This is a genomic window from Streptomyces violaceusniger Tu 4113, assembly GCF_000147815.2.
Classification (GTDB): domain Bacteria; phylum Actinomycetota; class Actinomycetes; order Streptomycetales; family Streptomycetaceae; genus Streptomyces; species Streptomyces violaceusniger_A.
On sequence record NC_015957.1, the window covers coordinates 5,177,324 to 5,199,832 of the forward strand.

Below are 22,509 nucleotides of genomic sequence, written 5' to 3' on the forward strand. Positions count from 1 at the left end.
CGAGGCGCGCGGGTGCCATCTCCGGAGGGAACGGACGCTGTGTGCGGCGGGCGGTGCCGCACACAGCGCCGTGGATACGGGGAGCAGTGGCGTACGGGCTGACGGCGAGCGGTCAGCCCGTGGCTTCGGCGCCGTCCCTCGGGGTCTGGGTGCCGGGCATGGCTGGGTTCTCCGGAGGTCAGCGCTGATCGGAGTCGGCGGCTCGGGCGACGGGCGGGGCAGGCTGCGCCCCGGGCGGCCGGAGGCGGGGTGCCTCGGCAACCGCACGCTTCTCCCGGCGTTCCTGTACGAGGAGTCCGGCGCAGGCCACGACGGCGAGGACCATGACCGCGATGCTGTACACCGTGGTGGTGGCGGTGAGCCCGAACTTCTGCACGGCGAGGCCCGCGACCACCGCGGGCACGCTGAAGCCCAGGTAGCACACGACGTACATGCCGGCCACGAGCCCGGCGCGCTCGTCAGGACCGGCCAGCGGCGCGATTGTCTGGAAGGCTCCGAGGAAACCGGTGCCGAAGCCGTAACCGGCGATAACGATGCCGGTGAAGAAGAGCGCCGGGGAGGGGATGGCGAGGGCGCCGAGGGTGGCGCCGATGCCGACGGGGAAGGCCACGAAGCCGAGGGCCATGGTGCGGCGCGGCGGATGTTTGCGGCGCAGCAGCGAGCCGAGGGCCCCCGATCCGGTCTGGGCGAAGATGACCAGGCCGCCGACGAGGTGGCCGCTCAGGTGGAGCGTGCGGACTGCGATGGACGGGCCGAGCGACATGTACAGGCCGCCGACCGCCCACACCGCGAACAGGCAGGGTGCCACGGTCAGGAACAGTGGCCGCACCTGGCGCGGCACCGCCATGCGCGGCACCAGCGAGGCCGCCGTACCCGGCCTCCTCGGCGAGGTCTCCGGCAGCAGCGGGACGACGAGCGCCGCGAGCACGAACGTCACCAGGAGCAGCGCGTAGACGAGGGTCTTCGGCGCGGGTGCATACTCGACGAGGACCCCGGAGCCCAGCGCGCCGAAGGCCAGGCCGACGAGGGGCACGAGGCTGTTGACCAGCGGGCCGAAACGGGGCCGGTCCGGGGGCTGCAGATCAAGGAGGGCGGAACTGGTCGCCCCGGTCGCGGCGCCGGTGGCCAGCCCCTGGACGGCGCGCGCCGCGAGGAGCGGGCCGACGCCGTCGGCGGTGAGGAACAGCAGCATGCTCACCACCTCGACGACCAGAGACGCCCCCAGGACCTTGCGGCGGCCGACATGGTCGGAGATGCCGCCCACCACGAGCAGCGCCGCGAGCAGCGCGATCGCGTACACCGCGAAGACGGCGGTCAGCATGGTGGCGGAGAAGCCCCACTCGGCCTGGTACACCCCGTACAGCGGCGAGGGCGCGCTCGAGGCGAAGAGCAGCAGGGCCTGGACCGTGGCGATCAGCCAGAAGGTGAACCCCCGGGAGAGTCGCGGAAGTTGGCTCATTCGGCTCATGCGGACTCCATTCGGGCCAGCCGGGCGAGCACCCGGGAATCCAGCTCATCGGCCGCGCCGAGGTACTCCTCGGGGGCCGGTAACTGCTCGGCGCCGGCGGGCAGCCGGCTCTGTATCTGAGGGTGGTCGGCCAGCGCCTGGGCGAAGGTGACCTCGCCGGTTGCGGCCCGGCGGGCACGCGCGGCCAGGACGCGCTTGGTACCAGCCGTGTCCAGGGGTGGGGCGGGCACGGCGTTGGGGCGCTCGGAGACGACGGGGCCCTCGGTCAGCTCCAGGTTGCGCCGCATGGGGGCGGGCAACACCTCCAGGCCCTCGGTGGGTTCGGCGGCCGTCCGCGCGGCGCCCGCCGTGAGCCGCGGCGCCTCGCGCGGCGGCTGCCACTCCGTGTGCCAGGCGCCGGGCGCCCGCTCGTCCTCGGTCTCGGGCATGGCAGCGGTCCAGGCCTGCTCGCTGAGGGCCGCCGCAGCTTGGCCGGTGGCCCGGACCGGGTTGGGCAGGCCGGAGTCCGTCCCGGTCTCTGTGCCGCGCATTGGGGAGTGAACAGGCATGGGGTATCTCTCTTTCTGTGTGTGCCGGGGGTGGGTTACCAGGAGGCGACGGGGACAGGGCGGCGGACGGGCGGCGCCGCTCCAGGCCGACGGCGAGGCACTCGCGCGCGATGGCGTCGGCGTCTTCCGAAGATCACGGAGCCGGCTCCGGCCCGGATACCCGCCGCCGTGGCCCAGGGCACCGTCTCGTTCGGCACCCCGTACGCGAAGCGGTAGGGGCGCGGCCGCTCCGCCGCGTCCACCGAGCGGCTGGGACGCGGGGTGACGGCCGGGCCGCCGGTCTCCACGTGCCCGTCCGTGCCGGTGGGGATGAGGTAGGGGCGCAGGCCCCGCGCTCGCGCAGGTCCCGCAGGAGCGGGTCGGAGGTGCGCCGGATGTCGAGGTCGGGCAGCCGGGCCTCGATGAGCGAGGGCACTCGCCGCTCGGAGCCGGGGACTTTACGCGGCTGACGACGGAGCCGTCCGGCGCGGCCGCGATGTGCGGGCCGGGACCGCCCATCTCCACCACGCCTGCCGCGATCAGCGCGATCAGCTCCTCGATGCGGCCGTGCGGCGGGCCGGTGGACACGAAGACGTCCAGCGGCGTGTACCAGGACCGCAGCCCGTCCCGGTAGGACTCGCCGGTGATCCCTGCGTGGCCCCGAGTGGGCCGCACCTCGTCGCGCAGGTCGCGCAGGTCGCCGAGGGCGGCCTTCAGGGGGCCGGCCACGTTGCCGTCCCCGTCCCCGGCCAGGTCCTCGTGCGGACAGTCGAGGAGCCGGCTCTGGTACGCGGCAGGGCCGGTGAAGACCCGGTCGCCGTAGGGGTGGGCGACGCGGTCCCAGTCCCAGAGCTCGTCGTAGGGGACGCTTCGCCGGGAACCGGCGAAGATCCCGGGCTCTTCACCGGACGGCCAGCAGCGCAGCGCGCCGCCCTCGCTGCCCTCCCGGTGGAACTCTCCTTCCCGGCCCACCGTCAGCAGGGCGGGGAGGTCGGAGAAGTTGAGCCCGAGCCCGCGCAGCGCCGCCCGCTCGCCGGGCCCGGGGGAGGCCAGGTCGGCCTCCGCCGGGTTGCCCGGCGGGAGAGAGCCGAAGCCGTACTCGCGGAGGCCGGACATCTCGGTGCCCGCGGACAGCGGCATGTCCGTATGGCCCTGCGCGAGGACGACGCAGTCCAGCAGGAGGCTGGTCCGCTCGTCCAGGGTGACGGCTCGCGCCCGCGTCTGGGTCTCCGCGAGCCGCACCGCGCGGTTGCGGTGCAGCCGGATGGAGAGGTTCTCCGGCGCGGTGCGAACCGGCTCGTCCAGGACCCGCGCGAGGTAGCGCCGTAGAAGGTCGGGGAAGGACAGGCGTGTGGGCCAAGGGCCGCCGTCTCCCGCCGGACCCGGTCCGGCGGGGAGCCAGAACGCGCCACCGGCACCGCGGACTTGGCCCACTCGTACAGGTCCGGCCCGGGTCGGGCCGGCCCCTCACACGCGAGGCTCGGGTCGGTGAACACGGTGATGTGCGAGGCCACCGTGTTCATGTGGGTCACGGTCGGCTGCCCGGGCCCGGCGCCGTTCGCCCACAGGCGCCCGACCACGAAGAGACCGTGCGGTCCCGCGCCGATCACGCCGATGGTTCTGGTTCGTTCCTCGTATTCCACTGCTCTCTCGTCCACTTCCCCGCTCTCCTCCCCCAGCCGGCCGGGCCGGCCGGGAAGTCGCCCTCGCCCTCGGCCACGAACACCGCCGCGAGGGCTCGCAGCCCGGCGGCTTCGGGCTTGGCCGCCGCCTGCGGGCCCGGGCACACCGGCCACCGCGCAGTCTTGGACCAGCTCGGCGCAGTCGGCGATCAACACCTTCTCCAGGGGCAGGCTGTGCACGGTCGCGTCAGCAGTGTGGATGACGCCGGCTGTCCGGTCCAGGTGGTGGATGCGGCCGTCGGGCTTGCGCACCGCCACGTCGCCGGTCAGTCAGTAGCCGTTCAGCTCGAAGCTCTTGGTCAGGGCGGGGCCGTTGCAGTAGCCGGGGGACAGCCTGCACGGTCCATGATCCGAGCGGGTCGGGGTGAGGCGGTGTCCGGTGCGGCCCTCGGCGCGGTGGGCGGGAACGGGGTGGGGAACCATGGAGACAAGGTAGCCCTACGGGGTTTACCGCTGTTGCGGCCCTGCTGGGTGTGTTCGATGAAGCCGTCCCAGGACGGCTCCGGCATCTGCAGCACGTACCCACTCGGCGACGGCCTGCTTCACCCGACGGGTCGCGGTGGGCGTGGCGCGCCTCGCGCCGGGGGTGAGGATCGGCTCGTCCGCGGCGCACAGCAGGGCGCCGTGGCCCGCCGGCTCGTGCTCGGCCTTGGTGCCGGGGACAGGTGTGGCGGGCGACGCGTCCGCAGGGCGGCACGGCCTGCCAGGAGCAGCCGCCGGCCAGCACGTGGATGAGGGCCGCGAACAGCGTCTCATCACGTGTGTTCTGCGTAACCCCGCCCTGCGGCCGCACCCTCGGCGCGGGGATCAGTGGCTTTTCGATCTCCTGCAGTCCGTCCGGAACAATCCCGCTCCACGTACCCCGCCCCTATACCGGGGTCCAAGACGCCTCACCACGTGGGACGCGGTCTTGAGGAGGGCGGCGATGCCGCCGTCGCGCGGGGTGGGGATGGCGGAGCATGAGGCGTCCCCCCGTCAACGAGGGGGCGAATTGTGCGATCAATGCATGTGATGACCATCACTCAGGGTGCACGCGAAGATCTTTGCTGTCATACCTTGCGGTGGCCTTCGCGGCAGGCCAATGATGGGTCGGGGGACCCGGGGAAGCCAGCGCAGCGGCGGAGACCGCTACCGCCCGCCCTCGCGTAACGGCATCCAGCCCGGTACTTCTGCACGTCTGCACAAACAGCACTTGCGCTTCGGCAGTTCAACACGTGGCGTACTGGCAATCCTGACAGCGCGGACGGCTCGCGGCGCAGCGGCTTGCACGACTGCTCGTGAGGCAGACGCCCGTCGATAACGGGGAGAACCTGCACGGGTGCACGCGGTACCAGCCCGTGCGCGTGCGTGGATCCGGCACCCGCGGGCCCTCATAGGGCTGTCTCGGGGCCGTTGTCCCTGCCCCCAAACCGGCGGCGGTCACCGGACGCGTCGCGGGTCATTACGGGGAGGCACGGCAATGACTTCTATGCGTTCTGTCCTGATCGGTGGCGGGAGCGTACTCGCTCGCTGCGGCGAGGCACTGGTGGCGAAAGGGCACCGGATCGCAGCCGTGGTGACCGGTGACGCCACCGCCCGGTCCTGGGCGGTGAAGGCGGGTATTCCGCACCATGAACTCGCCGAGGCCGTGGCCCTGGCACCACGGTTATCCTGCGACCTCCTGCTGAGCGTCGGCAACTACGCGGTGGTGCCCGAAGCGCTGCTGGGCTGTGCGACGCGGGCTGCCGTCAATTACCACTACGGCCCGCTCCCCGAGTACTCGGGCCTGCACACGCCGTCCTGGGCCATCGCGGACGGGGCGCGGGAGTACGCCATCACCTGGCACCGCATGGCCGAGGTGGTCGACGGCGGTGAGGTGCTCAGGCGGGTACCGGTGGCGATCGAGCCCGAGGACACCGCGCTGTCGCTGGGCCTGAAGTGCGACGAGGCGGCCGTCGCCAGCCTGGCCGGACTGATCGACGAGATCGCGGAGGGCCGCGAGACCTCGGCCCCCCAGAACTCCGCGACTCGCCGCTATTTCTCGCGGCACACCCAGTTCGCCGGCGAGGGGCTGATCGACTGGAACCTTCCGGCCGAGCGCATCGCCGCCATGGTCCGGGCCACTGACTACGGCCCGTTCGCGAGCCCGTTGGTGTGGCCCAAGGTCAACCTCGGCGGGCACTTCCACGCCGTCCGGGCAGCCCGCGCCCAGACCGGCGCCGCCGCAGATGACGCCGCCGCCGCGCCCGGTACGGTCCTCTCCTGCGACGACGCGTCGGGCCTGCGGGTGGCCACAGGTGCCGGAAGCGTCGCCCTTGCCCGGCTGTGCACCCTGGAGGGCGAGGAATGGTCTGCCGGCGCCATCGCGGCGGCCCATGGGATCCGGCCCGGCACGATCCTGGATGTCCCCGGCCAGGACGCGAGCGCGCGCCTGACCGAGGCGGGCGTCAAAGCCTCCAAGGCCGCCGGCCGATGGCGTGAGCGCCTGATCGGGGGCGGCGACCACCCCTACCGCCTTCCCTATCCGCAGCCCCGCCCGGGGACCCGGGCGCGCGCCGAGAGCGGACAACAGTCGGATCCCGTCCTTGTGCGATGCCACGTCCCGCTCCAGGCCGGCGGCGACGGCGACCTGGAAGCGTCTGCGGCGGCCGCCGCCCACCTGGCCGGTGCGCTGGGCATCTTCCTTGGCCGGGCGAGCGGCCGACGGGAGGTTCACCTCGCGATGGCGGCCCCTCGCGATGGCGTCGACGCCGCGCACCGGGACCTGTTCGCAGCCTGGCTGCCCTTGCCGTGCCGTGTCGACGCCGACGCGACGATCTCGGAGAACCTGCGGGCGGTACGGCGGGAGTTCGCCCGCGGCCAGGAACGGGGATGGATTCGCCGCGACGCCGTCGGCCGGGACGAAGCGCTTCGGGAACGCTGGAACAGCGGCGCACTGACACCGGACGTGCTGATCTCTTGGGGCACCCGCGATGCCGCCGGTCACGGCCCCGGCGGCCAGGATGGCCACCGTCCGAAACTGGAACTCCACATCCAGCAGGACGGCGCCCAGGAGGGTGCGCTCGTCACCTTCCACTACGATGCCACGCGCCTGCCAGCCCCGGACGTCGCCCGGCTGGCCGGCCAGTTCACCGCGTGGTGCGGCCGTCTTCTCGCCGCCGCGGAGCAGCTTCCGGCCACCGCCGGCCTTCTCACCGCAGACGAACGCGCAGTCCTCATCGAGGAGTTCAACGACACGACCGGCGCCGCCGCAGACCTCCCCGAGCAGGGCCTGCACCGACTCTTCGAACAGGCCGCACGCGGCCATGCCGAGGACACCGCACTGGTCTGCGCGGACACCAGCCTGACCTACGCCGAGCTCAACGCCCGTGCCAATCGGCTCGCCCACGCGCTGACCGACCGGGGCGTGGGCCGCGGCGACCTGGTCGGCGTGGCCCTGGGCCGCTCGACCGACCTCATTGTGGCCCTCCTGGCGGTCATGAAGACAGGCGCCGCCTACGTGCCCGTCGACCCGAGGTTCCCGGCGGAACGCATCCGCCAGATGATCGACGACGCCGATCCCATCCTCATCATCACGCCCGCCACCGTGCCCGCCGTCCTCGCCGCCTGGGACACCCGTTGCGTGAGCGTCCACCTGGGTGCCGAGCTGAGCGCTGACGGGGACCTCGCGGTCGAGGTGGGCGCCGGGGACCTGGCCTACGTCCTGTACACATCGGGCTCGACCGGCCGCCCCAAGGGAGTCGAGATCACCCACGGGGCAGTGGGCAACTTCCTGGCCGCCATGCGCGAACGCCCGGGGTGCACCGCCGCCGACCGGCTGCTGGCGATCACCACCGTGTCCTTCGACATCTCCGTACTGGAGCTGTTCCTGCCGCTGCTCTGCGGCGCGACCACGGTCATCGCCCAGGCCCAGGAGACCCTGGACGCCAAGGCCCTGAGCGGGCTGATGGAGCGGCATGCGATCACCATGATGCAGGGCACCCCCTCCACCTGGCAGCTGCTGCTGGACGGAGGCTGGCAGGGCACCCCCACGCTGAAGAAGATCCTCTGCGGCGGTGAGGCGCTGTCCCGCGACCTGGCGGACCGGCTGCTCGCCGCCCGAGCCCCGGTCTCGGTGTGGAACATGTACGGCCCCACCGAGACCACCGTGTGGTCGACGGCCTGGGAGGTGGCGGCCCAGACCGAGGAAGGCGGCATCCTCATCGGCAGCCCGATCGACCGCACCCAGGTCTACGTCCTCGACGAGAACCTCTCGCCGGTGCCGCTCGGCTTCCCCGGAGAACTGTGCATCGGCGGCGCCGGAGTGGCCCGCGGCTACCGCGACGACCCCGGGCAGACCCGGCTCCGCTTCCCGGACAACCCCTTCCACCCCGGTACCCTCTACCGCACCGGCGACCTGGCCCGCTTCGTCGAACCCGGCAGGCTGACGCTGCTGGGACGCAACGACCGTCAGATCAAACTGCGCGGCCACCGCATCGAGTTGGCCGATGTCGAGGCGGCCGTCAGCCGCCATGAGTCGGTCCGCCGCGCCGTGGTGGTCGGCCGTGACGAGCACCTGGTCGCCTACTGCGTCCGCGACGTGGCTCCGGCCAGCGATCCGGTCCCTGCTCCGGTGGACCAGAGCACCGCCTTGGCCGAGTGGGCCGCGGCCTGGGACCGCGCCTACGAAACCGGCACCGATCCCGGCAGCGCCGACGCCACGTTCAACCTGGCAGGCTGGCATAACAGTTACGACGGTCTCCCCTTCTCGATGGGGGAGATGCGCGACTGGCAGCGGAGTTCCGTCCAGCATGTCCTCTCCCACGCACCGCAGAACATCTTCGAGATCGGCTCCGGCAGCGGCCTGATGCTGTTCGGCCTGGCACCGCACTGCCGCAGCTACTACGCCGTGGACGCCTCCGCCGCAGCCGTCGAGATGACCCGGCGGCACTTGGCCTCCCTGCCGCACGTGACCTGCGAGCAACGCGCCGCCCACGCGCTCCCCGAGGTGGCCGAGGGCGCCTTCGATACCGTGGTCATCAACTCGGTGGCCCAGTACTTCCCCAGCGTCGACTACCTGACCTCGGTGCTGGAGTGGGCGACCAAGGCGGTCACCAGGGGGCGGGTGTTCCTCGGTGACGTACGCGACCTGTCACTGCTGGACGTCTTCCACGCCGACGTGGCGCACTTCCGCGCGGAGGGGAAGGCCGGCGGGAACTCCACCGAGGAACTGGCCCGCCGCACCGAGCGCGGGATGCGCGGGGAGCGCGAACTGGTGCTCAACCACGCCTACTTCGCCAACCTGCCGCACCTGTTCCCGCAGATCAGCCGTGTCGACATCACCCTGCGCGACGGCCGCTACGTCAACGAGATGACGCGCTACCGCTACGACGTCACCCTGCACATCGGCGAGGACGCCCAACCCGCCACCCCGGCGGCGGAGAAGGACTGGCAGGCCGACGGTCTCGACCTGGCCGCGCTCCGCGCCCAGCTGGGTTCCGTCGCCGACCGCCCGCTCCGCCTGAACGGCATCCCCAACGGCCGGCTGGGCGAGGTGTGCGGCCGGGTCGCCTCAGCCCTGGAGACCAGGGGCGCGAGCACCTCGGTGGTGCCCACGTCCTGGATCGACCCCACCGACCTCGCCGGCGTCGCCGCTGAGGCAGGCCTGGAACTGGCTCTGCTGCCCAGCCGCTCCGGCGGCACCTGGCGGTGCGACGCCCTGTTATGGCGGTCCGGCCAGACCCCTGATCTCAGCTCGCACCCCGCCGAAGCGCTGGACCGCGACGCTCTCAGCGAGTACGCCAACACCCCTGCGGTCGGCGAGCCGCCCAGGACCCCGCTGCACCGCGTGCTGCGCCCCTGGCTGGCCGAGCGGCTGCCGGGGTACATGGTGCCGGCGTTCTTCGTGGAGTTGGACGAGCTTCCGCTGACCCCGAACGGCAAGATCGACGAGAACGCGCTGCCGGACCCCGTGGTGGAGGTCGACGCCACCGCCAAGCCCGCCACCGAGTTGGAGCGGGACATCATGGCCATCTGGTCGGACGTGCTCGGCCACGACCGGATCGGCGTCAACCAGAACTTCTTCGACATCGGCGGCAACTCGCTGCGGGTCGTCCGGGTCCAGACGCGGCTGGAGGAACTGCTGGGACGGCCCGTCTTCGAGGCCAAGCTCTTCGAGCACTTCACCGTCAAGACCCTGGCCGCCTACCTGGCCGGCGGCACGCGGACACGCCAGGAGGTCGTACCCGACCGCCGCCGCGCCGTCCAGGACGAGCCCATCGCCGTCATCGGCATGGCCTGCCGCCTTCCCGGCGACGCCAACACCCCGGAGGAGTACTGGGAGCTGCTGGAGCGCGGCGGAGACGGGATCGTCGACGTCCCCAAGGACCGCTGGGACGCCGAGGCCCTGTACAGCGCCGACCCGGAGATGCCCGGCACCTCGTACTGCAGCCAGGGCGGGTTCGTCCATCCCATCGACCTTTTCGACGCCCCCTTCTTCGGTATCTCGCCGCGCGAGGCCCGCTCGCTCGACCCCATGCAGCGCATGGTGCTGGAGACCACCTGGGAGGCGTTCGAACGCGCCGGTTACACCATGGACCGGCTGCGCGGCAGCCAGACCGGCACGTTCATCGGCATCGGTAAAAGCTCGGCGTGGCGCGAGTACGGCCTCACGACGGCCGGCGGGCTGAGCGACCTCGACGGCTATGTGGGCTCGGGTTCCATGGGCGGCACCATGTCCGGACGGGTGTCGTACATCTTCGGCCTGGAGGGCCCGACCCTCACCGTGGACACGGCATGCTCCTCCTCTTTGGTCACCACCCACCTGGCCTGCAACGCACTGCGCAACGGCGAATGCGACCTCGCGGTGTCGGCCGGGGTGAGCCTGATGCTCACCCCCGAACTGCACGTCGAGTTCAGCCGCCTGCGCGGCATGTCCACGGACGGCCGCTGCCGGTCGTTCTCCTCCGACACCGACGGCACGGGCTGGAGCGAGGGCTCCGCCACGGTCGTCCTCAAGCGGCTGTCCGACGCCCGGCGCGACGGCGACCCCATCCTGGCCGTGCTGCGCGGCACCGCCGTCAACCACGACGGCCACAGTGCCAGCCTGACCACACCCAGCGGCCCCGCCCAGCAGCGGGTCATCCGCGCCGCCCTGGCCGCGTCCGGACTCCAGCCGGACGACATCGACTACCTGGAGGCGCACGGCACCGGCACCAAGCTGGGCGACCCCATCGAGGGCACCGCGCTCGCGGAGGTCTTCGGCCGCAGCCACTCGGACGAGGCGCCGCTGTGGGTCGGTTCGGCCAAGTCCAACCTCGGCCACACCCAGGCCGCCGCCGGTCTGGCCGGCATGATGAAGGTCGTACTGGCCATGCGCCACGACACCCTTCCCCGGACCCTGCACGTCGCCGAGCCCACCCCCGCCGTGGACTGGAAGGGCGCCGGCATGGCGCTGGTCCAGGAGCAGCGCCCGTGGCCGGCCAAGGACGTGCCGCGCCGCGCGGGTGTCAGCTCGTTCGGCATCGGCGGCACCAACGCCCACGTGATCGTCGAGGAGCCGCCGCGACCGGCCGCGAAGGCCGTCGAGGAGGGCACGCCCACGCCGCTGCCGTCCACGGTGCCGTTCGTGGTGTCCGGCCAAAACGACTCCGCCCTGCGCCAGCAGGTGGAGAACCTGCACCTGCACATGAGCATGAACATCCAGGACGACCTCGGTGACGTGGCCCGCTCCCTGGCGACCACCCGCAGCCACCTCCGTCGCCGGCTTGTGCTCCCGGCCAGCGATAATGCCGAACTCCTCGACAAGCTGGCCTCCTTCGCCCGCACCGGGGAACTGCCCGTAGAGTCGGTGCGCACCGGGAACCACGCCGAGGAACCCCGGCTGGCCCTGCTCTTCACAGGCCAGGGCAGCCAGCTTCCGGGCATGGGCAAGGACGTCTACGACGTCTACCCCGTCTTCCGCGAGGCGTTGGAGGAGGTCGCCGCCCGCTTCACCGAACTGGAGAAGCCTCTCCTGGAGGTGATGTGGGCCGATCCGGCCGGCGAGGACGCGGCCCTGCTGCACCGCACCGACTTCACCCAGCCCGCCCTGTTCGCCCTGGAGGTCTCGCTGTGGCGGCTGTGGGAGAGCTGGGGTGTGCGGCCGGAGCTGCTGCTCGGCCACAGCATCGGCGAACTCGCCGCCGCCCACGTGGCGGGGATGTTCGACCTGGACGACGCCTGCCGGCTGGTCGCGGCCCGCAGCCGCCTGATGCAGGCCCTGCCCGCCCGAGGCGCCATGGTGTCGCTGGAAGCCGGCGGCCAGGAGGCGGAAGCCGCCATCGACGCCCTCGGACTGCGCGGCAAGCTGGACGTCGCCGGACTCAACACGCCCACGCAGACCGTGCTGTCCGGTGACACCGACGCCGTCGAGGCGATCGCCGCCCACTTCACGGAGCAGGGCCGCAAGGCCAAGCGGCTGACGGTGTCACACGCCTTCCACTCGCATCACATGGACGGCATGCTCGTCGAGTTCCGGGCCGTGGCGGAGACCGTCCGCTTCCGCCCTGCGGTGATCCCCCTCGTCAGCAGCCTCACCGGCGAGCGCGCCGCGCCGGGCGAACTGGGGCACGCCGACTACTGGGTCCGCCAGGTGCGCCACGCGGCCCGCTTCAGCGACGGCATGCACAACCTGCGCCGAGAGGGTGCGAACGCCTTCCTGGAGCTCGGCCCGCAGCCCGTGCTGTCCGGCCTGGGGGCGTTCTGCCTGGCCGACGAGGGACCGATGTCCTGGGTGCCGTCCTGTACCCCGGGCAAGAACGGCGCCTCGGTCATCCAGCGAAGCCTGGCCGAGCTGCACGTGCGGGGCGTCCCGGTCGACTGGGACGGCTACTTCGCGCCCTTCGGCGGCGGCCGGGTGGCCCTGCCGACATACGCCTTCCAGCGGGAGCGGTTCTGGTTCGAGCCGCCGCTCTCCCGCGAGGTCGGCGCCGGTCTGAACCCCACCGGCCACCCGCTCCTCGGCGGCGGTGTGGAGATCGCCGGCACCGAGCTGTCTCTGTTCACCAACGTGGTGGCGACGGACCAGCCCGAGTGGGTGCAGGAGCACCGGGTGATGGACACCGTCCTGTTGCCGGGCACGGCGTTCTTCGAGGTCATACGGGCGGCGGGTGACGCGGCTCACGAGGGCGAATGGGACGTGTCGGACGTGGTGTTCGCCTGGCCGCTGGTGATCGCCCCCGGGGCGCCGGTGCGGATGCAGGTCACCGTGGGTCCGGCGATCGGTGAAACCCGTCCCGTCAAGGTCTACAGCGCGCCCGAGAGTGAGGACGGCGCATGGCAGCTGCACGTCGAGGGCTCGCTCACACCCGCGGAGGCAGCCGGCGCCGCTACCGCCACCGCGGGGACGCTGCCACCCCGGGGCGCCGAGCCCCTCGACGTGCCCGCCCTCTACCGCGAGCTGGACTCCGTCGGTTACGGCTTCGGGCCGAAATTCCGGGGCATAAAGGAGGCTTGGCAGACGGAGGGGGTGGTGTGGGCCAGGGTCGCGTTGTCGGAGAGCACGCAGCAGTCCGCCGCCGGCTACGTCCTGCATCCGGCCCTGCTGGACTCGGCCATGCAATCGCTGCTGATGACCCAGCGGCTGCGGAACCCGGACAGCGACGACGTCTTCGTGCCGTTCGAGGCCGAGCGCCTGTCGGTGCGGGTGAAGGGCCTGGCGGAGATCTGGGTCCGGGTCGCCGAATTCGAGCTGGGTGATGGCGAGTTCTGGGGCTCGCTCGACATCCACGACAGCGACGGCAGCCACGTCGGCCACCTGCACCGCCTCCATGCACGGCGAATGGACCGGGCAGTGCTGCGCCGCCTGGCCGCGGTGGGAGTGGACCGCTTCCAGTTCGACGTCGACTGGCGCCACGTCGACACCGAGAATGTCGAGCTGGGCGGCTCCTGGGGCATGCTGACCCCCGCCGGGGACGTGCCGTGGGCGCGGGAGGTCAAGACCCTCCTGGCTCGGGCCGGCATCCAGATGATCAAGGTCCAGGACCTGGAGGACGCCGAGGATCTGGACGGCCTGGTCTGCCTGTGGGACTCCGACGCGGAGGTGCCGGACCAGGCCCACGCGTTCGCCGCCAGAGCACTGGAGCAGCTTCAAGAAGCGATCGGCACGGAGTTTCGTACCCCGCTGGTCTGGGTCACCCGCCACGCGGTGGGCACCGGCGCCGACGACATGGTATCCGGGCCGGGCGCCGGTCCGCTGTGGGGCCTGATGCGGACCGCCCGCAACGAGCACCCCGAACTGAGCCTGCGCCTGATCGACATCGGAGAGGAGGAGGCAGACCGCAAGGCCCTCCCCGCCGCGTTGATGCTGGAAGCCGAACCGGAGTGCGCCATCCGCGACGGCGAGGTGCTGGTGCCGCAGCTGCTGCGGGCGGGCGAGAAGGCGTCGGTCCCGGCCCAGCAGCGGCAATTCGTGCGGCCGGACGGCGCGGTGCTCGTCTCGGGTGGCGTCGGCGACCTCGGCCGACGCGTGGTCGGGTGGCTGGCCGGCACCCACGGCGTACGCGACCTGGTGCTGACCTCCCGCCGTGGGATGGAGACTCCCGGCGCGCAGTCCCTGGTGGACGAGCTGTCCGAGCTGGGCGCCACGGCCACCGTGGTGGCCTGCGACGCGGCGGACCGCGACGACGTCGCCGCGGTGATGGCACTGTTCAGTGAGAAGCGCCCGCTGCGCGGCGTGGTCCACGCGGCAGGTGTGCTGGACGACGGCGTCCTGACAGACCTGACACCGGAGCGGCTCGACGCGGTCTTCCGGCCCAAGGTGGACGGCCTGTGGCATCTCCACGAGCTGACCCAGGACATGGAGCTGGACTTCTTCGTGATGTTCTCCTCCATCTCGAGCGTCATGGGAACACCTGGTCAGGGCAACTACGCCGCCGCCAACGCCTTCCTGGACGCGCTCGCCCACCTGCGCCGCGCCAAGGGCCTGCCAGCCGCCTCGGTGGCCTTCGGCCCCTGGGAGGGCGACGGCATGGCCGCGGGGCTCAGCGAGTTCGACCGAGCCCGCTTCGCCCAGCTCGGGCTGGACCGGCTGGCGCCGGACGAGGGCCTGGAGCTCCTCGAGCTCGCCGTCAGGAGCGGCCTCGCGCTGACGATGGCAGCCGCGCTGGACCTGAACCGCGTTCAGCACTACTTCGAGGACCGCGGCGGCATACCGCCGCTGTTCCGCGTGCTGCTGGGCAGCAACGCCGGCGGACGCTCCCAGGCGGGTGGCGGAACGGACCTGCGCAAGCTGCTGGGCGAGGCCTCGCCGGAGGAGTACCCGGCCGTGCTGCTGAGCACGGTCCGCACGGAGGTGGCGAAGACCCTGGGCTTCGCCTCGCCGGAGGCCGTGGGCGTCGACCTGCCGCTCCCGGACATCGGCTTCGACTCGCTGACCGCGGTCCTGATGCGCAACCAGCTCGCGCACCTGACCGGACTCGCCCTGCCCGCGAGGATCGCCTTCGATCACCCCAACCTCATCTCACTGAGCGACTTCCTTCTGGCGAAGCTGCTGGAGGCGGGGCTGGACGCGGCACCCGGGCCCGGCACCGGCACCGGCGCGGTAGCCACCGAGGCGGCCGATGCCGCGGGCACGGACCTGTCCGTGGCCCGGAGGGGCTGCCTGCACCCCGACCTCCGCTTCGACAACGCCATCGCGGCACCGGAACGCCCGGAGGCGGTCTTCGTCACCGGCGCCACCGGATTCGTCGGCGCACACCTGCTGCACGAGCTGCTCGCCTCCAAGGTGGTCGCCTACTGCCTGGTGCGGGCGGACGACGCCCACCAGGCCATGGAGCGCCTGGTCGCCGCCCTCGACGACTACGGCCTGTGGAAGGAGGAGTTCGCGCCGCTGCTGAACTCGGTGGTGGGCGACCTCACCCAACCGCTGTTCGGCCTGGACGAGAAGCGCTTCGACGAACTGGCCGACCAGGTGGACGCCATCTGCCACTCCGCTGCCCTGCTGAATTGGATGCGGCCGATGGCGGAATACATCGGCCCCAACATGGTCGGTACGCACGAGGCGTTGCGTCTGGCCTCGCGCGGTCGCGGCAAGGCGTTCCACTTCATCTCCACCTTCGCCACGCTGCCCAGGTACCTGGGATACTCGGTCACCGAGGACGCCCCGGAGTACGGCTACCAGACCTCCAAGTGGCAGGCGGAGCAGATGGTGGCCGCCGCCCGCTGGCGCGGCGCGAAGGCGTCGACGTACCGGCTGCCGTACGTGGGCGCCTCGACCCGCACCGGGCAGTTCCGGCTCGACCGCGGCGACTTCCTGCACAACCTGATCACCGGCTGCCTCGCGATGGGGAGCTTCCCGTCGCTGGCCGCCGACCTCACGGCGGTGCTGCCGGTCGACTACCTGTGCCGGACGGTCGCCGAGGCGATGACCAGCGACCTGGCGCGCATCGGCAGGGACTACGACTTCGTCAACTCCGGCGCCCCGGCCTTCGACCGCTTCTTCGAGATGGTCGGTGCCGCCGGCGGCGGGGCGCAGATCGTGCCCTTCGACGAATGGCGGCAGCGGGCGCTGGAGTTCGCCGCAGGGCACCCGGCGAGCCCCCTGGCCCGGATCGCCGCCCTGGTGGACGGCCTGACGGCGCAGGGCCTGGTGGACATGTTCGCCGCGCTCCCCGTGGGAGGCGCCGTCTTCGGCGCGGAGGACTACCCGTCCCCGCCCATCGACGAGGAATTCGTCCGCACTTATGTGCACCGCATCAACACTTCGGACCGAGCGGAGAACACGACGTCATGAGCGACGCGAACCAGGCACCAGACGCGACGGTGGACGACGACGCCACTGTCACCGGCACCTACCAGAAGACCGGCACCTTCCTGCACTCCTCGGCGGCGGTGCACGCCGGGCAACTGTCCCCGGTACTGGACAAGTACCAGGTGCACAAAGGGCAGATGGAGTCGAGGCTGCCTCCGCACCGGAAGCTGAACACGAGCTGCTTCCGCCCCGAGGCACACCCCACCCAGGTCGTCCGGATGAACCTGGACGACGACTTGGCGGACAACCTGGCACGCCAGCTGCGCTGCCAGGCGGTGATCCAGGAGAGCTTCGCCGCCGCCTCGATCGGCAGCTACTTCCCGGTCTCCACCATGTTCGAGAACTGCGTGCTGTTCGTGCCCTCGGCGAAGCGCTTCTACGACCTGAACCAGGACATCGTCCAGGAGCACTTCCCCGAGGTGGAGACCGCGGTGGTCAACGCCTTCATCGTGCCGGCCGAGAAGCGACCGTACGGCACCCACGCGGCCAGCTCGATCGCCCTTCAGATCCCGTCGCTGGTGAAGAAGCAGCTCGGTTTCCCCACCGAGTACCGCAGCTTCCACACCGCGCTGACCCCGACTCCCCTGAGCCGGCAACCCTTCGTGATCTTCGAGGAGGCCGAGCTGGAGGCCCCGAACCTCCCGTTCGTCTACGAGAAGACGCTGGAGTACGGCCTTGAGGGCGAGGAGAAGGACGCCGTCGACAAGGCGCTGTACCTCTTCCTGGAAGGGCAGCTGTCCGAGATCGACCTGCCCTCGGTGCGGGACTTCCTCATGGCGATGTACTGGGCGAAGACGTACGCCGACAAGCCGTCTCCCGGCTACTACTGCGACAGCCGGGTGGGCGACGCCCTGGTCTTCGACAACTACCGGGCACACGCCGACAGCACCCTGCCCCGGACCGCCAAGGACCGCCTCACCATCGACCTGCGCTGCTTCAACAAGGTGCTCTACCCGAAGGGCATGACCAGCGGCTTGGACTTCATCGTCGATCCGGACGAGCGCGCCTACCAAGCCAGGCGCAAGTGGGCGTCGATCGAGTTCCTCCTTGCCACGCTCGGCTACGAGAGTGTCGATGAGTTCCTGCGTCTGGTGTTCGGCGGCACCCGGCGCGCAGCGGACATCGATCCGTTCGGCCTGATGACCGACCTCCAGTTCGGCATCTACAACAAGTCCGAATACCACCTGCTGGACCAGAACCTCGACGACCACTACGAGCGGGTCGAGGCCCTGTACGACCGCATCGCGAAGGAGGGGGAGTACTTCCTGCCGGAGCGAGCCAGACAGTGCCTCACGGCGCTGAGCGAGCAGCCCGGCAACTGAAAGGTCCGGGAAGGACGCGGCCTTTGCACCGTGTCCTATGGTCAGTTTGAGGAGGCGTTTATAGCAGCCGAGGGCGGCGGCAAGGCCGAGGAACGCCAGATAGTTCCGTGGGTGACGCTCGTAACGGGGTGACAGCCGGCGGTAGCCGGTGAGCCAGGAGATCGTGCGCTCGATCACCCACCGCCAGCGTCCCAGCCGCTCGCTCGAGTCGATTCCTTTGCGGGCAATGCGCACTCCGATGCGCCTCCAGCGAAGCCATCTATGCAGGTCGGGCCGATCGTAGGCTTTGTCTGCGTGCAGGCGCCGGGGTTTGAAGTACCGCCTGCGGTGAGGGTCGTGTCTCGATTGGTGACCCTCGACCATGGGCTTCAGGCGGGCGGCGAGCAACGCGTCGGCGGTCTGTTTACCTGCGCCGCAGGCGGCCAGCAGTTGCTCGCTGGGCAGCCGCTGGCCGGTCAGGGCGATGCGGAGCGCACTGCGCGAGAAATGGCCCGCAGCCTCGGGCGAGGCGGTGAGCCTACGCAAGGACGGAGTGCCGGCCGCCTCCCGCAGGCGTCGCATGGCCCTGACCAGTCCAGATCGGGTAGTGATCCGGGTCCGGCACGTACGGCACGCGAGGGGGAGCGGGCGGCTGGCATACACTGCCCGCAGTGGCCTTCCGTAGCTGCTCGGCTGTCTCCTCGTTGGCGCCGGAGCCCGGGCGAACGCGATCGTGGTGCGCCGGGTGGGCAGCCGGCCTTCCAAGGCCCGGCGCAGGATGCACCTCCTTCCCGCACTGCTCACCGACATCACTACCGGCGCACCGGTACTCCCCCTCACCGTGAGGTGCTGGTCGCACTTCTGGCTGCCTTTCATGCCCTGGCGGCACAGCTATCCCGGCAAGCTGTTTCGGACACCCGAAGTAGCACTTTTATCTGAAAACCATCCACTGCTGTCACTTCAGCCGTTACGTTCTGATGTCATGAGGTTCCTGCACACCTCGGACTGGCATCTGGGCCGCCGGTTCCACGGGGAAGACCTGATCAACCGTCAGCGCGAAGTCCTGGCCCATATCTGCGCCACCGCCCACACCGAACAGGTCGACGCTCTGTTGATCGCGGGTGAGGTTCCCCCGAGATGCGGGGAGGGGTGACAGAGGGTCAGATGGGTCTCACGAGAGGAGCCCAGACGATGCCTGCCCCGAGGAAATACCCGCTGGAGTTGCGTGACCGCGCGGTCCGCATGTATCGCGCCGCCGAGCCGAAGCCCGTCATCCGCCGTATGGCAGAGGAACTCGGGGTGCATCACGAGGCTCTGCGCAACTGGATCCGTCAGGCCGAGGCTGATGCCGGTGAGCGAGGCGACATTCTCACCACCGCCGAGCGTGAGGAGCTGGCTGCTCTGCGGAAGGAGAATGCCCAGCTCAAGCGGGCGAACGAGGTCCTGCGGACGGCCTCAGCTTTTTTTCGCGGCCCAGCTCGACCCGACCCGGCCCAGGTGACCGCGCTCGTCGATGCGCACCCGCACCTGGGGGTCGAGCCCGTACTCCGGGAACTTTCCATCCCCTCCTCCACCTACTACCGCTGGCGCCAGGCCGAGAAGGAGCCATGCAAGCGACGCCGCCAGGACGCCGAGCTCACCGGGAAGATCCGGCAGGTCCACGCCGACTCCGGCGGGATCTACGGCTCACCCCGCGTGCACGCCGTCCTCCGGCGTGAAGGCATCCACGTCGGCCGCAAACGCATTGAACGGCTCATTTGATCAGCCGGTGCCGCTACGCGCACCCTGGCAGCCTCCGTTGCCCCCGGCGCCGCGTCCCCACTCGCCAGCGCGGCCGAGGCCGAAGGTCGCTGCCGGATCTCTCGACGCCACACTCCTCGGCCATGCTCCAGTCGCCCCGATCGAGCGCGTGCCGCGGACTGGGTACGCCGCGTGCCAGCTCCTGCGCCGCAGTGGGACAATCGGACCGGTCCCACATCTGATTTATTCGTGGGCAGGGTCGAACTCGCCGAACTGCCGCAAAAATTCTTCCGCCGCTTCTGCAATCACCTGCACCGGGTCCGCGACACGGCGAAAGTCGAACCACTCGCCACTAATCCGCCGCTGGCCGAACCGGTCATGCAGATGGCGTTCCAGCGGAAAGCCCCCACGAGCACTCCAACGCAGGAATAGGGGAGATGCAGAACCCCTCTGGAGCGACTTGATCCGGCTCTCGATCTCCATGGCCACGCCGATCTTCACGGCCTTCGGGCTGTCCTTCGAGGACACGACGTATACCCAACGGCTATCGAGTGTTGGCTGCTTGGGAATGCGAGGACCCACGCGCATCGCAGCCTCCATGTGCTCCTCCATTTCCTCGAACTCGCGGTCCTTCTTCTTGATGATCTTTGTCGCTACTGCGTCGAGAACGTCACGGGCCTCCTGGGCAGTGACGGCACCAGAGGCGATCAGGTCCAAGATCTCGATGACCGCAGGGATATCGATGTCTGTGCCATAACTGGGCGCCTCCCGGCGTACTTCACTGCCGTGGAATAGTCCCCAGTTCAGCGAGACGCCTCGGATCGAGTACCCCCCAATTTTCAGATCCACGGTGAAGGTCTGAGCCACGAAGAATGTCCTCTCGTTGACGTGCACCGCCAGGGAACGCTGAAGTCTGCCAGGGACCACTGACACACGGAGCAGGCCGGCGACACCGCGGATGCCGGTCGACACCACTGCCGGCGCGAAGCTGCGGCACTGGTGCGGGCTCCTGCCGCTCCCCGGGCACGCCAAGCGGGTCCCTGGCACCGGTCGGCGACCCAACTCCATGTCCAAGGACACCGCACACCCTTGACGCGGTAGACGTCCTCGCCGTTGTACAGGACTGGGCGGCCCTCGTTCCGCAGCAGGAGGCTGCCCTCACCACGCCACACAGTCACCCGCGGTCCTTGCTGTGGTTGCGGACTACAACCGACTAGGACTTGTCCGGCCGATCATGTGACTGCCTCGTGTCTGAATCGTGAGAGCGGACAGCGCAAGATCCTTGTAGGCGGACAAGTCGGATCCTGCTCTGCGGACAGTTGATCTCCCTTTCCGTGGACCCATTCGTGTCGATTCCGAACAGGTGATCCCTCCGGGGGTTGGCTCGGTGCTGCTTGGCGGCCGAACCAACTCATCACCGGAGGGATCGTGAAGAAGTCTGACAGGGAGATCATGGAAATCTTCGAGGCTCTCGACGCCACCGAATGTGCGCATTCGGCGGCTGCGCTGGCGGGGGTCGATCCGAAGACCGTGCGCCGGTACGCACGAATGAGGGACACGGGTCGGCCGACCGGTGGCCCGGTCGCGCGACCGAAGCTCATCGACCCGTTTATGCCGAAGATCGAGGAGTGGGTCGAGCGTTCGCAGGGCACGGTACGGGCCGACAAGCTCCACGAACGCCTGCAACTGTTGGGGTTCGCCGGGGACGAGCGCACGACCCGCCGCGCGGTGGCGAAGGCGAAGGAACGCTGGCGGGCCGGCCACCGGCGAACGTATCGGCCGTGGATCACCGAGCCGGGGCTCTGGTTGCAGTTCGACTGGGGCTGGGGCCCGAGTGTTCCTGGTCCCGGCGGTGGAGGCGAGCGCGAGACGCTGTTGTTCTGCGCCTGGCTGGCCTGGTCGCGGTTCCGGGTGGTGATCCCGGTCTGGGACCGCACCCTGCCCACCGTGATCTCGTGCATCGACTCGACGCTGCGGGCGATCGGCGGGGCACCGACCTATGTGCTGACCGACAACGAGAAGACGATGACCATCGACCGGGTTGCCGGAGTCGCGGTCCGCCACCCTCAAGTCGTCGCCGCAGGACGCCATTACGGTCTGCAAGTCCATACATGCGTCCCCTTCGATCCCGAATCGAAGGGCGGCAGCGAGGCCACGGTTCGCATCGCGAAGGCGGACCTGATCCCCACCACCGCGAACCTGCGGGACAAGTACGAGAGCTTCGGCGAACTCCGAGGCGCCTGCGCGATCTTCTGCCAGCAGGTCAACAACCGGACCCACCGCGAGACCGGCAAGAGTCCGGCCTCCGCCCTGGACATCGAGAAGACGCGTCTGCACCCGCTGCCCGACGCCCCGCACACCCTCGCGCTCGGCGAATCGCGGCAGGTGCTGCGGGACCAGACGGTCCGATTCGGCTCGGTGCGCTACTCGACCCCGCCGGGCCTGGTCGGCCAGGAAGCCTGGGTCCGCGCGGACGGCGAGGAACTCGTCGTCGTGGTCGACCTGTCCCGCCTGGCCCACCGCCCGGAGTGGATGCAGGGACCGGCCGGGCTGATGGAGGTCGCCCGGCATCCGCTCTCGCTGCCCGGCCGTCCGGTCATCGACCTGTCCCACTATCCCAACCACCCGCAGGAGATGGACGGTTCACCACGTCAGCCCAGGCCGAAGCCGGCCAACGGCGCCGAGAAGGCTTTCCTCGATCTCGGTCCCGGGGCGAAGTCCTGGCTGATCGAGGCGGGCGCCGCGGGCATCCCCCGGATCAGGGTGAAGATGGCCGCCGCCGTCGAGCTCGCCGCCCTGGTCGGGGTCGGCGAGGTCGACATCTCCCTCGGGCTCGCGGCGACCGCGGGTCGCTTCGCCGAGGACGACCTGATGTCGATCGTCCAGCATCGCCGCCATGGCGCCCGTCCCGCCGACCTGGTCGTCGCGGACGAGGCCCATTCCATCCAGCCCGGCACCTCCGCCTGGGCCGACTTCGGCCGCAAGGCCACCTGATCCACCCGTCCCGGGCCGCTTCGCGGCCCGGGACGGGCAAGCCCGAACA

At 70.5% G+C, this 22,509-nt stretch carries 9 protein-coding genes and 2 pseudogenes; 5 read left to right on the forward strand and 6 right to left on the reverse strand.

Features of this window, described 5'->3' with window-relative positions; translation table 11 throughout:
* Positions 1-178 precede the first annotated feature (178 nt).
* From STRVI_RS21425 to STRVI_RS54620, 4 genes and pseudogenes are all read right to left on the reverse strand, one after another.
* On the reverse strand, positions 179-1,468 hold the full coding sequence (locus STRVI_RS21425) for an MFS transporter (RefSeq protein WP_014057745.1): 1,290 nt from the start codon (positions 1,466-1,468) through the stop codon (positions 179-181).
* Complete coding sequence (locus tag STRVI_RS21430) at positions 1,465-3,429, reverse strand: FAD/NAD(P)-binding protein (RefSeq protein ID WP_014057746.1); 1,965 nt, start codon at positions 3,427-3,429, stop codon at positions 1,465-1,467. Before STRVI_RS21430 ends, STRVI_RS21425 begins: the two co-directional genes overlap by 4 nt.
* Positions 3,430-3,947: 518 nt before the next feature.
* Positions 3,948-4,100, reverse strand: coding sequence for a hypothetical protein (locus STRVI_RS54615; protein ID WP_014057747.1), 153 nt, complete (start codon positions 4,098-4,100; stop codon positions 3,948-3,950).
* A 232-nt stretch (positions 4,101-4,332) separates the two neighbouring features.
* Positions 4,333-4,524: pseudogene (locus tag STRVI_RS54620) on the reverse strand (IS5/IS1182 family transposase); the annotation flags it as partial.
* A 621-nt stretch (positions 4,525-5,145) separates the two neighbouring features.
* Here STRVI_RS54620 and STRVI_RS21435 point away from each other — a divergent pair.
* On the forward strand, positions 5,146-16,407 hold the full coding sequence (locus STRVI_RS21435) for a type I polyketide synthase (RefSeq protein ID WP_106685696.1): 11,262 nt from the start codon (positions 5,146-5,148) through the stop codon (positions 16,405-16,407).
* Positions 16,404-17,747: a hypothetical protein gene (locus STRVI_RS21440; RefSeq protein ID WP_014057749.1), complete on the forward strand. Its 1,344-nt coding sequence runs from the start codon at positions 16,404-16,406 to the stop codon at positions 17,745-17,747. Before STRVI_RS21435 ends, STRVI_RS21440 begins: the two co-directional genes overlap by 4 nt.
* 39 nt (positions 17,748-17,786) lie before the next feature.
* On the opposite strand, the pseudogene STRVI_RS56030 reads toward STRVI_RS21440, so the two are convergent.
* A pseudogene (locus STRVI_RS56030) lies at positions 17,787-18,119 on the reverse strand (transposase); the annotation flags it as partial.
* A gap of 589 nt (positions 18,120-18,708) precedes the next feature.
* On the opposite strand from STRVI_RS56030, the gene STRVI_RS52805 reads away from it, so the two are divergent.
* Together STRVI_RS52805 and STRVI_RS48235 are read left to right on the forward strand one after the other, a co-directional pair.
* On the forward strand, positions 18,709-18,879 hold the full coding sequence (locus tag STRVI_RS52805) for a metallophosphoesterase family protein (protein ID WP_167543217.1): 171 nt from the start codon (positions 18,709-18,711) through the stop codon (positions 18,877-18,879).
* Between the two features lie 38 nt (positions 18,880-18,917).
* Positions 18,918-19,487: a transposase gene (locus STRVI_RS48235; protein WP_014057751.1), complete on the forward strand. Its 570-nt coding sequence runs from the start codon at positions 18,918-18,920 to the stop codon at positions 19,485-19,487.
* Between the two features lie 222 nt (positions 19,488-19,709).
* On the opposite strand, the gene STRVI_RS46465 is transcribed toward STRVI_RS48235, so the two are convergent.
* Positions 19,710-20,333: a GIY-YIG nuclease family protein gene (locus tag STRVI_RS46465; protein ID WP_106685927.1), complete on the reverse strand. Its 624-nt coding sequence runs from the start codon at positions 20,331-20,333 to the stop codon at positions 19,710-19,712.
* Between the two features lie 585 nt (positions 20,334-20,918).
* Between STRVI_RS46465 and istA the strand changes: the two genes are divergently transcribed.
* A complete protein-coding gene (gene istA, locus STRVI_RS21455; protein WP_043236273.1) occupies positions 20,919-22,460 on the forward strand; it encodes an IS21 family transposase in 1,542 nt (513 codons plus the stop codon).
* The last annotated feature ends 49 nt before the right edge of the window (positions 22,461-22,509 follow it).